Below are 10,516 nucleotides of genomic sequence, written 5' to 3'. Positions count from 1 at the left end.
GCCGGGCGGTGCGCCACGCTGGTGACGACCGGCGGGACCGGGCGTTGGCCGACCGCGGACCGGCCGGGACACCGTGCCCTGCACACGAGGCGCGCAAGACGTCAGTGCGTGCCCGGACGCGGTGGATGTTCCGGGTGCCGACGCCGGCAGAGCCGGCCGGCCCGCCTGGTGAAGCGGCTCAAGGCGCTCCAGAACTGCTCGGGACGCAACCAGGACTCGGGTGGTGACCCGGAGGCGCTGCGCCGGCACGCGCTGCGGGCGTACGCCGAGGGTTGAGAAACACGTTCACCTACGGCCTGCTGCACGCGCGGCAGGCCGAGGCCGCCGGGCACGACCTGCCGGCGGTGCGGCGCGCACTCGACCGGGCCCGCCAGACCCGGGTGCGCCGCTGGCTGAAGCCCTGATCACCGACTCTCACACCAGCCCAACTCGCACCGACTTTCCCGGCGCCTACGAACTTGATGGCGCAAACGGGTCAGGTGCAGCGTGTCGGTCGCCGCGCTCGGGGCCGCATCGTCAGCTCGACCCATTCCGCCATCAACCTCGTAGGCATCCGACAGATCACGAAACGTGCGGCACCTCGCCCGCGATCTTGCACTTCCGGCCCGCTGTCCGCCCGTTGTACCCGATTCGCCGGGGCAACAACTGCAAGATCGCCGGGGCAGGGCGGGGTGGGTTAGAGGGTGGTGCGGGTGCGGGTTATCGCGTCGACGGCGACGGCCAGGACCGGGGCCGGTGGGGCGGCCAGGGCCAGGTCGGCGGCGACCACCCGGAGCTGGTCGGGCAGGGCCAGGTCGCTGGGCAGCCGGGGCACCTCGCGGCGCGGCTCACCGGCGGCGTCGGCGGCCAGGTTGGCGAGTTCCTGGACCAGCTTGTGCACCAGGTCGGCCCGGGACACGTTGCCACCCCCGGCCGGCGCCGACCAGCGCGGCTGCTGCCAGTGCCCGACCTGTCGGACCAGCAGGGCCACCGCCCGGTCCAGTTCCGCTGCGCTCATCACCGGCGAGTCTACGGACGACGCCCGCCGCCGCGGGATGCGGCAGGCGGGCGTCGACGGGCGGGCGGGACGGTCAGTCGTCGCCCTGGAAGTAGCTGAGCAGCCGCAGGATCTCGATGTAGAGCCAGACCAGGCCGACCACGATGCCGAACGCGGCCGTCCAGGCGTAGCGCTGCGGGAGCCCCATCCGGACCCCCTCCTCGATCTGGGCGAAGTTGAGCACGAAGCTCAGCGACGCCACCACGATGCAGACCAGGCTGAAGCCGATGGCGAGCGGGCTGCCGTCCCGCAGGTGCGTGTTGACGCCGAACAGCGACAGCACCAGGTTGACCAGCATCACCCCGAACAGGCCGGCGATGATCGCCACCATGATCCGGGCGAACTTCGGGGTGGCCCGGATGATCCGCGCCTTGTAGATCATCGCCATCAGGAAGAAGACGCCGAAGCTGGCCGCCACCGCCTGGAGCACGATGCCGTCGTAGAGCGAGTCGAACGCCTTGCTGACCATGCCGACGAAGACGCCCTCGACGATCGAGTACGCGACCACGAGCGCCGGGTTCGCCATCCGGGAGAACGAGATGATCAGGCCGAGCACCAGGCCGACCACGGCGGCGCCGATCCAGGCGACGCCGACCAGAGCGTCCGGCACGAGCACCCAGGCCGCGGCGGCCGAGGCGCCCAGGATGGCGAGCATGAGGACCGTCTTGACGACCACGTCGTCGAGGGTCATCGGCGTCACCGCAGGCGGGGCCACCGGCTGGCCGTAGCCGCTCGGGTAGTGCTGCTGCGGCGGGTACTGCTGGGGGTATCCGGGCTGACCGTACGGCCCGGGCTGGGCGTACCCGGTCGCCCGCTCACGCTCGGCCGCCTGGCCGAGCCGGGCGAGCACCGGGTTCGAGGTCTTCACTTCTCAGGCCTCCCTCAGGGGGTCGTTCGCACGTAGACGTGCGCCTCCCAGCGTAGACGCGGCGACAAGACCGTGCGCGGCGTCAAGCTGTGGGAAAGCTGAGAGTTCCGTGCCCGGGGCGGGGGTCGAACCCGCACGCCTTTCGGCAGCCGCTTTTAAGGCGGCCGTGTCTGCCGTTCCACCACCCGGGCGGGTGACACCGCCGCGCCGACACGCGCGGTGCAGATCTCACCGTAGCGGCTGCGCCGCGCCGCGGCGTACCCCGTGGGGGCCGGCCGATAGGGTCGGGGCCGTGACCAGCGCCGCCCGCGCGGCCCCCGGGCCCGACCGCGACCAGGCGGTCCGCCCCGCGTCGGCGACCGCCGCGGCGCGGGTCGGCCGGGTACGGGCCGCCGCTCGCCGGCACCGCACGGACCTGCTGGTCGGGCTGCTGTTCGTGGCGTTCGCCGGTGGCCTCACCCACGGCCTGTGGCCCACGCCGGGCGCCCGGATGCTCGCCCTCAACCCGGCCGACCAGACGCTCTACGAATGGTTCCTGGCGCTCGACGCGCGGGCCCTGCGCGGCGACTTCAGCCTGGTCACCGACCGGCTCAACGCGCCGGACGGGGTCAACCTGATGGCCAACACCTCGGTCGTCGCGCTCGGGGTGCTGCTCGCGCCGGTCACGTGGGCGTTCGGCGCGCCGGTCACGTTCGCCCTGCTCGTCGCCGGCAACCTGGCCGGCACGGCGGTCGCCTGGTATCTGCTGTTCACCCGGACGCTGCGGGCCCACCGGCTCGCCGCCGGGCTCGGCGCGGCGCTCTGCGGCTTCGGGCCGGGCATGGTCTCGCAGAGCAACGGTCACCTGCACATGACCGCGCAGTGGCTGGTCCCGGTGCTGGTCTGGCTGGTGGTACGGCTGCTGCGCGCCGCCGACCCGGCCGGTCGCCCGGACGGCCCGGACCGCCGCCGGATGATCTCCTCGGCGGTCGGGCTGGCCGGCACCGCCGTCGTCCAGGTCTTCGTCGGCGAGGAGGTGCTCTTCCTCACCGTGCTCACGCTGGCGGTGCTGGCCGTCGCGTACGGGCTGGCCGACCGGGAGCTGCCGCGTCGGGCGTTGCCCGGCTTCGCCGGTGGGCTGCTCGGCGCTGCCGGGCTCGCGCTGGTGGTGCTGGCGTACCCGCTCCGGCTCCAGTTCGCCGGCCCGCAGGGCGTCGCCGACGGGATGTTCCCGCCCGACTACTTCTCCGCCGATTTGACCGGCTGGGCCCGGCTCTCCGCGCTGACCGTGCTCGGCAGCCCGGAGGCGGTCCGGCTGACCACCGGCCCGGCGGAGTTCACCACGTTCCTGGGCTGGCCGCTGCTGGTGGTGGCGACCGGCTGCGCGGTCTGGCTGGGCCGGCGCGCGCTGGTGCGCGCCCTGGTCGCCGCGGCGCTGGTGCTGGCCGCGTTCTCGCTCGGCCCCGAGGTGGTGGCCGGCGGCGAACGGACCGGCGTGCCCGGCCCGTACGCGCTGCTGGCCGGCCTGCCGGTGGTGGACGGCGCGCTGCCCACCCGGTTCGCGCTGGCGGTGCTGCCGCTGGTCGGCACCGTGCTCACGCTCGCCGTGCACCGGGCGCTGCACGAGCCGGGTCCGGCGCGCCGGCTGGTGCCGCTGGCGGTCGGCGCGGCCCTGCTCAGCGTCTTCCCGACGCCGCTGCCCACGATCGACCGGCCGCCGCTGCCCACGTTCGTCACCGGCGGCCACTGGCGACAGTGCGTACGCCCCGGCGGGGTGCTGGTGCCGGTGCCCACGGCCACCCCGCAGCACCCCGGGCCGATGCGGTGGGCCACCGCCACGGGTGTCGGGTTCGGCATGCCGGAGGGGTTCTTCATCGGCCCGTACGGTCCCGGCGGCTCGGCCACCATGGGCACCTGGCAGCGTCCCACCTCGGCGCTGCTGGCCGACGTGGCCCGGCGGGGCGTCGCGCCGGCCGTCGGTGACCGGCAGCGCCGTCAGGCGGCCCGGGACGTCGACGCCTGGGGCGCGTCGTGCGTGGCGCTGACCGACGACGCCCCGCACGCGGAGCTGCTGCGCCGCACGCTGGAGGCGCTCTTCGGCCCGGGCACCCGAGTCGCCGACGCCTGGACCTGGCGGTTCTGACCCGGGTACGACGAAAGGCCCCTCCCGTGCGGGAAGGGCCCTTCGGGACGAACGGTCAGACGCGCGCGCCGACCGGCGGGGCGGACGCCTCGGCGAACTCCTCACGCGGGTCGTGCAGCTGGCCGAGCGCGACCACCTCACGCTTGAGGAAGAACGCCAGCGACCAGTCCACCACCACCCGGACCTTGCGGTTGAACGACGGGATCCGCGACATGTGGTACGTCCGGTGCATGAACCACGCCGGCCAGCCGGTCATCTTCACGCCGTAGACCTGCGCCACGCCCTTGTGCAGGCCGAGGCTGGCCACGCTGCCGACGTGCTTGTGCTTGTAGTCGACCGGCTCGCGCCCGCGGACCACGTTCACGATGTTGTCGGCCATCCGGGCGGCCTGCCGCACCGCGTGCTGGGCGCTGGGCGAGCAGAAGTTGCCCGGCTCCTTGGTCAGGTCCGGCACGGCGGCGCAGTCACCGGCGCTCCACGCGCCCTCGACCACCCGGTCGCCGTCCACGATCTGGAGCGTCGGCCGGCAGGTCACCCGGCGCCGCTCGTCGCGCGGGAAGTCGGTGGCGTCCAGCATCGGCGACGGCTTCACGCCGGCCGTCCACACGATGGTGTCGGACGGGAAGCTGTCTCCGTCGGAGAGCTTGACCACCCCGTCGACGCAGGACTCCAGTCGGGTGTCCAGCCGGATGTCCATGTTCCGCTTCAGGAGCTGCTGCACCGTGTAGGCGCCCATGTCCCGGTCGACCTCGGGCAGCACCCGCTGGGTCGCCTCGACCAGCACCCAGCGCATCTCCTCCGGCTTCAGCTCCGGGTAGTAGCGCAGCGCGTCGCGGGCCATGTCCTCCATCTCGGCGAGCGCCTCGATGCCGGCGTAACCGCCGCCCACGAAGGTGAACGTCAGCGCGCGACGACGGACCTCCGGGTCGGTCGTGGCGGCCGCCACGTCCAGCCGGTCCAGCACGTGGTTGCGCAGGAAGATGGCCTCGCCGATGGTCTTGAACCCGATGCCGTTCTCGTGCAGGCCCGGGATCGGCAGGGTGCGGGAGACCGAGCCGGGGGCGACCACCACGTGGTCGTACGGGATCTCCCGGGTCGGGCCGCTGATCGGCTGCACCACGGCGGTCTTGCGGTCGTGGTCGATCCGGGTGACCGTGCCGGCCACCACCGTGCACTTGCGCAACTCCCGCCGCAGCGGCACCACAGCGTGCCGCGGGGAGATGTTGCCGGCCGAAGCCTCCGGGAGGAACGGCTGGTACGTCATGTGGGGCTGCGGGTCGACGACGACCACCTCGGCCTCACGCGAGCTCAGCTTCTTCGACAGACGCAGAGCGGCGTACAGGCCGACGTGCCCGGCACCCACGACAAGGATCCGCTTCGGATTCACGTCATCCATCTTTCCCCGGGGGGCTCCGGTAATACCGCGCGAGACCCCCTTCTGTGACGGAGCACAACCCGTGTGACCTGCGCAACGTCCCGCCGCGTCCCGTCATCTGCGACGCAGCAGCCACCCCAGCAACGCGCTCAGCCCCACCGCGACCAGCAGTCCCACCACGGTCGCCACCTGCGTCCCGTCGGTCCCGCCGAGCGCGCCCAGCCACGCCAGCACGACGCCGAGCACGGCGCTGCCCAGCACCACGCCACCGGCCCGGGCCAGCCACCGCAGCACCAGGTCCGGGTCGATCAACCCGTCGTAGGGCAGCAGCGCGGCCAGCGCGCAGAGCGTGTGCGCCAGGTAGAGCAGCGTGGCCACGGCGAGCAACCGCCACAGCGCCGGCGGCCGGTCGTAGCCGAGCATGGCCAGCAGCCAGCCGCCGACCGTCACCAGCGCGGCGAACGTCGGCCAGAGCCGGCGCGGCGCGACCGCCGGCAGCACCGCGGCCACCGCCAGGGCCAGCAGCGACCGCGGGGCCAGCATCTGCACCGGGTACGCGAGCAGGAAGCCGGCCAGCACGACCAGGAAGATGCCGCCGCGCACCAGCAGCGGCAGCGGGCTGACCCGGGCCACCTTGTACCGCACCGCCCGCACCCGTTCCACGAGCCCGCCCGCCAGGTCACTCACCGCAGCCCCACCCTCGGCGCCATGGCCAGGCGGGACACGTCGCGCAGCACCTCGTCCAGGCTGCCCGCGCCGGCCCAGCGCACCACCGGCACGCCGTGCTCGCGGAGCTGCCCGATCATCGTGTCCCGGTCCAGCCGCCACAGCCGGTACGCCACCTCGGCCCAGCCCCGTTCCTTCGGCACCGGCAGCTCCGCCGGCAGCGTGTCCACCGCCACCACGAACCGCCCGCCCCGGGCCAGCCGGGCCAACATCTGCGCCGACCGCTCGTCCAGCAGCGGGGTGAGCACCACCACGAGCGCGTCCGAGGAGAGCACCTGCGGGCCGAACACCTGGTCGTACGGCTCGTGCGGGGACGACTCGGCCTGCACGTCGAGCAGCCACTCCAGCACGGTCAGGTACTGCCGCCGCCCGGTCGCCGGGCGCAGTCGCCGGGCGGCCGGACCGTACTCCAGCAGCGCCACCCGGTCACCCCGGTGCAGGTAGTGCTCGGCGATCGCGGCAGCGGCCCGGACCGTGGTGTCGAGCACCGACGCCGGCCCGCGTACGCCGCCGGAGCGGCCCGCCTCGGCGAGCACGTCCAGCAGCACCACCACCTCGGCGTCCCGGTCGGAGAGGGTGGCCGCGACGTGCAGTTGGCGGGCCCGCAACGACACCCGCCAGTCGATGCGGCGCAGCCGGTCCCCGGGCGCGAAGACGCGTACGCCGGCCAACTCGCCGCCCTCCCCCGGCCGCCGTGACCGGTGCGCGCCGACCAGTCCGGCGGCCCGGGGCATCGCCTCGACCGCGTCGAACGGCTCGGTGCGCGGGTAGACCCGGGCGCGGATCGGGGCGGTGATCACCGCCCGGGAGACCAGCAGCCCGTCGGCGGCGGCGACCCGGACGCCGGCCGGGCCGAACGGGTGCCGGCCCCACCGCAGCGCGGTGCCGGTCAACTCCAGGTCGACGGCGCTGCCCCGGGGCACCGACGTGACGAACGGCCGGTCCGCGCCGCCGGAGCGGCTCACGTCCAGCTCGGCACCGCCGAAGCCGACCTTCTCCACCCGCAGCCAGGGCGACATCCGGGTCCGGACCACCGCCAGGTCGTAGCCGATCAGGTCCGGGTTGGCCACCGCCACGGTGGTGGCCATCGGCGCCCCTTCGACCAGGTGGGTGTCCGCGACGCTCAGCTCCAGCTCGGGCTGGGTGGCCGGGCGGCGGCGCAACCCGTACGCGGTGCCCAGCGCGAACGGCGTGGCCAGCACCACCAGGTCGATCCGGCCGAGCAGCACGGCCGCGACGAGCAGCACGCCGGTGAGCAGCACGGCCCGGCCGAGCGCCCAGGTGGGCGCCCAGCCGTTCGCCGGCTCGGCCCGCTCGTCCATCAGCGCCCGGCGGCGTAGCTGGGCAGCGCGCCGCTGGCCGGGGCGGGCGTCGACTCGAGCACCTCGCCGACCACGAACGCCGGGTCGACCCGGCGCAACCACATCTCCGGACGCAGCGTGATGCGGTGCGCCAGCGCGGGCGCCGCCACCGCCTTGACGTCCTCCGGCACCACGTAGTCCCGGTTGGCGAGCACGGCCCGCACCCGAGACAGCAGCAGCAACGCCAGCGAGCCGCGCGGCGACGCGCCGACCAGCACGGACGGGTGCTCGCGGGTGGCCGCGGTGAGCGCCACGATGTACCGGCCGATCGAGTCCTCGACCACCACGTCCTCCAGCGCGGCCTGCATGGCGCGCAGCGTGGCGGCGTCCACCACCGGCGTGATCTCGGCCTCCTCGCGGCGGCGGGCGATGCGCCGGCGCAGCACGTCCCACTCCTCGTCGTTGGTCGGGTAGCCGAACGAGACGCGCAGCAGGAACCGGTCGAGTTGCGCCTCGGGCAGCGGATAGGTGCCCTCGTACTCGATCGGGTTGGCGGTGGCCAGCACGTGGAACGGCTCGTCCAGGCGGTAGGTCACGCCCTCCACCGAGACCTGCTTCTCCTGCATCGCCTCCAGCAACGCCGACTGGGTCTTCGGCGGCGTCCGGTTGATCTCGTCGGCCAGCAGCAGGTTGGTGAAGAGCGGCCCGGCCCGGAACGAGAAGTCGCCGCTGCTCTGGTCGTACAGGAACGAGCCGGTGACGTCGGCGGGGAGCAGGTCCGGGGTGAACTGGAGCCGGCGGAAGTCCAGCCCGAGCGCCTGCGCGAAGCACCGCGCGGTGAGCGTCTTACCCAGGCCGGGCAGGTCCTCCAGCAGCACGTGGCCGCCGGCCAGGATGCCGGCCAGCACCAGCTCCAGCGCCTCGCGCTTGCCGACCACGACGGTGCCGACCGCGTCCAGGACGGTCCGGGCGAGCCGGCCCACCTCGGCGGGAGGCATGCTCCGGTCCTCGTTCATCAGATCTTCTCCAGTTCGGCGACGATCGCCGCGAGGTCGCGCGGCGTCGGGGGGCGGCGGGCGGGGGTGCCGAGGAACGTCCACAGCGGCTCGCCCAGCAGGGCGCGGGCGCGCGCCGGGTCGGACTCGCGGGTGACGCCGTGCCGCTGGCGCAGCCGCTCGTCGGCCAGCTCACCGAGGCGGGGCAGCACCCGCTCGGTGAACCGCTCCCGGTTGTCGGTGCACCAGTCCAGCGGTCGTTCCCAGCCGTTGATGGCGGTCCGCAGCGCGTCCCGGGCGGACCAGTTCCAGGTGCCGGACTCCTCGCCGCCGGAGGACCGCAGCCCGGCGCGCGGCGGCGGCGGGGGCGAGAGCGCGGCGGTGACCCGGCGCACGGCGAGCACCGCGAGCACGCCCGCCACGATGATCCAGAGCGGCACCCGCAGGCCGACCGCGCGGAGGCCGACCACGATCACCACGACGGCGGCGGCGGTGACCAGCACGATTCGCAGCAACCACCGGGCCCGGCCGCCGGCCGGCCGTCCGGCCGCGGATCCGGTGGGCTCCTCGCCGGAGCCGAGCAGGTCGTCGATGCTGGTGCTCACGGAGCGCCGACCTCCCCCGCCGCCACACCGGTCAGCTCGCCGCGCAGCCGGCGCAGCGCCGCCCGGGCCTGGTCGCGGGTGCGTTCGTCGACCGGGTGGGTGGCGTAGCGGGCCTCCCGGTAGACGTGCGCGAACCCGTCCAGCACGTCGGCGCTGGCGATCGCCGGGATGCCCGCCTCGGGGTCGCCGCGCAGCAGTCGGCTGACCAGGTCGGTGGGCGTGTCACCGGTCCTCCGGGGCACCCCGGTGTCCTCGGCGGCCTCCTCCAGCCGGACCCAGCAGGCGATCACCGCGGTCCGCGGGTCGGTGGCGCGGTCGTCCAACTCCTCCAGCCCGGCGTCCAGAGCGGCCACCACCTCGCGGGCCGTCCCCTCGGCGGTACGCCGGGTGCGCCGCACCGGCACCGCGCGGGTGGTCCGGCGCAGCGCGCCGCGGAGCACGCTCCAGAGCAGGTAGCCGACGACGACCAGCACGATCGTGAAGAGCAATGCCACCGCGGCGGTGCCCAGCCAGTCGGGCACCCCACCCTCGGAGGGGATGCCCAACTCCCGGGGCTCGGCCGGGATCGAGGGCGGCGCCTCGGACGGATAGTCCGGGACGTACGGGACGTTGTCCACGGGCGGAATCCGACTGGCCCCGATCGCGGAGTGCCCGGCGGCGACGGCGGCGACCGCGAGCAGCACCGCGACCGCCGCGACCGGCCACCACCTGCGCAGCACGCCGAAGTCCATTCCCCCGCCTCAGGTGTGTTCCTCAGTCCACCCCGGACAGGTGCTTGGCCCGGGTGAACACGTCGTCCAACATCGCCGGCGTGAGCCGGCCGGTGAACGTGTTCTGCTGGCTGACGTGATAGCAGCCGAGCAACGCCGGCACGGACTCGCCGGACCAGTGTGCCCCATGACCGAACACGGGTCGCGGTGTGGGCGGGCGCTGCCCGTACACCTGGCGAAGCACCGGCCACCACGCGGCCCAGGCGAACGCGCCCAGCGCGACCACCACGCGCAGCGTGGGGCGGATCAGTTCGACCTCTCGCGGTGCACCCACGGCGCGCAGGTGTCCCGCTCGGCCGGGGTGGGCTTGTTGTCCGGCGGGGCGCAGCGCACGGCCGAGAAGACGCGGGTCTCCCGGAGCGTGAGGCCGTCGTCGGCGGCGACGCTCGTCGGCTGGTTGGCCAGCCCGGCCCGGTGCAGCGCGGCGAAGAGCACGTCACCGGAGCGGTCCCCGGTGAAGATCCGGCCGGTGCGGTTGCCGCCGTGCGCGGCGGGTGCCAGGCCGAGGATCGCGATCCGCGCGTCCGGCGGCCCGAGGCCCGGCACCGGCCGCCCCCAGTAGTCCTGGTCGCGGAACGCGGCCCGCTTGACCCGGGCCACCTCCTCGCGCCACGCCACCAGCCGCGGGCAGGCGAAGCAGTCACTGACCGCGCCGTCGAGGTCGGTCAGGTCGGTCGCCCGCGCCGCGCGGGCGACCACCTCCCCCGGGGTACGCGAC

At 74.5% G+C, this 10,516-nt stretch carries 10 protein-coding genes, 1 tRNA gene and 1 pseudogene; 2 read left to right on the top strand and 10 right to left on the bottom strand.

Annotated features, from left to right (window positions below):
* The first annotated feature begins 272 nt into the window (after window positions 1-272).
* On the top strand, window positions 273-404 hold the full coding sequence (locus TPA0908_RS31660) for a hypothetical protein (protein ID WP_281944209.1): 132 nt from the start codon (window positions 273-275) through the stop codon (window positions 402-404).
* Window positions 405-676: 272 nt separating this feature from the next.
* Here the strand turns inward: TPA0908_RS31660 and TPA0908_RS31655 are convergent, their stop codons facing one another.
* From TPA0908_RS31655 to TPA0908_RS31645, 3 genes are all read right to left on the bottom strand, one after another.
* Entirely contained in the window at window positions 677-997 is a 321-nt protein-coding gene (locus TPA0908_RS31655; RefSeq protein ID WP_281944164.1) for a hypothetical protein, read from the bottom strand.
* 73 nt (window positions 998-1,070) lie between these two features.
* On the bottom strand, window positions 1,071-1,904 hold the full coding sequence (locus tag TPA0908_RS31650) for a Bax inhibitor-1/YccA family protein (protein ID WP_281944166.1): 834 nt from the start codon (window positions 1,902-1,904) through the stop codon (window positions 1,071-1,073).
* A 110-nt stretch (window positions 1,905-2,014) separates the two neighbouring features.
* Window positions 2,015-2,095 (bottom strand) — tRNA-Leu (locus tag TPA0908_RS31645).
* Window positions 2,096-2,196: 101 nt separating this feature from the next.
* On the opposite strand from TPA0908_RS31645, the gene TPA0908_RS31640 reads away from it, so the two are divergent.
* Window positions 2,197-4,026, top strand: a complete 1,830-nt coding sequence (locus TPA0908_RS31640; RefSeq protein WP_281944167.1) for a hypothetical protein — start codon at window positions 2,197-2,199, stop codon at window positions 4,024-4,026.
* A 55-nt stretch (window positions 4,027-4,081) separates the two neighbouring features.
* On the opposite strand, the gene TPA0908_RS31635 is transcribed toward TPA0908_RS31640, so the two are convergent.
* From TPA0908_RS31635 to TPA0908_RS31605, 7 genes and pseudogenes are all read right to left on the bottom strand, one after another.
* Window positions 4,082-5,413, bottom strand: a complete 1,332-nt coding sequence (locus TPA0908_RS31635) for an NAD(P)/FAD-dependent oxidoreductase (protein ID WP_281944169.1) — start codon at window positions 5,411-5,413, stop codon at window positions 4,082-4,084.
* A 102-nt stretch (window positions 5,414-5,515) separates the two neighbouring features.
* On the bottom strand, window positions 5,516-6,079 hold the full coding sequence (locus TPA0908_RS31630) for a hypothetical protein (protein WP_281944202.1): 564 nt from the start codon (window positions 6,077-6,079) through the stop codon (window positions 5,516-5,518).
* A gap of 5 nt (window positions 6,080-6,084) precedes the next feature.
* On the bottom strand, window positions 6,085-7,449 hold the full coding sequence (locus TPA0908_RS31625; protein WP_281944170.1) for a DUF58 domain-containing protein: 1,365 nt from the start codon (window positions 7,447-7,449) through the stop codon (window positions 6,085-6,087).
* On the bottom strand, window positions 7,449-8,444 hold the full coding sequence (locus TPA0908_RS31620) for an AAA family ATPase (RefSeq protein WP_281944172.1): 996 nt from the start codon (window positions 8,442-8,444) through the stop codon (window positions 7,449-7,451). The genes TPA0908_RS31625 and TPA0908_RS31620 overlap by 1 nt, the downstream gene beginning before the upstream one ends.
* On the bottom strand, window positions 8,444-9,028 hold the full coding sequence (locus TPA0908_RS31615) for a hypothetical protein (protein ID WP_281944174.1): 585 nt from the start codon (window positions 9,026-9,028) through the stop codon (window positions 8,444-8,446). Before TPA0908_RS31615 ends, TPA0908_RS31620 begins: the two co-directional genes overlap by 1 nt.
* On the bottom strand, window positions 9,025-9,759 hold the full coding sequence (locus TPA0908_RS31610; RefSeq protein ID WP_281944176.1) for a DUF4129 domain-containing protein: 735 nt from the start codon (window positions 9,757-9,759) through the stop codon (window positions 9,025-9,027). Before TPA0908_RS31610 ends, TPA0908_RS31615 begins: the two co-directional genes overlap by 4 nt.
* A 22-nt stretch (window positions 9,760-9,781) precedes the next feature.
* Window positions 9,782-10,497: pseudogene (locus TPA0908_RS31605) on the bottom strand (uracil-DNA glycosylase).
* Window positions 10,498-10,516: the final 19 nt, after the last annotated feature.

Origin of the sequence: Micromonospora sp. AKA38 (assembly GCF_027925725.1) — a bacterium.
Lineage (GTDB): Bacteria > Actinomycetota > Actinomycetes > Mycobacteriales > Micromonosporaceae > Micromonospora.
Note: the sequence above shows the minus strand (reverse complement) of the source record. Positions and strands in the feature narration are given on the sequence as shown.

Coding starts and splice junctions, on each gene's coding strand:
- TPA0908_RS31655 (WP_281944164.1), bottom strand. CDS start 997: ATGAGCGCAGCGGAACTGGACCGGGCGGTGGCCCTGCTGGTCCGACAG.
- TPA0908_RS31625 (WP_281944170.1), bottom strand. CDS start 7,449: ATGGACGAGCGGGCCGAGCCGGCGAACGGCTGGGCGCCCACCTGGGCG.
- TPA0908_RS31620 (WP_281944172.1), bottom strand. CDS start 8,444: ATGAACGAGGACCGGAGCATGCCTCCCGCCGAGGTGGGCCGGCTCGCC.
- TPA0908_RS31610 (WP_281944176.1), bottom strand. CDS start 9,759: ATGGACTTCGGCGTGCTGCGCAGGTGGTGGCCGGTCGCGGCGGTCGCG.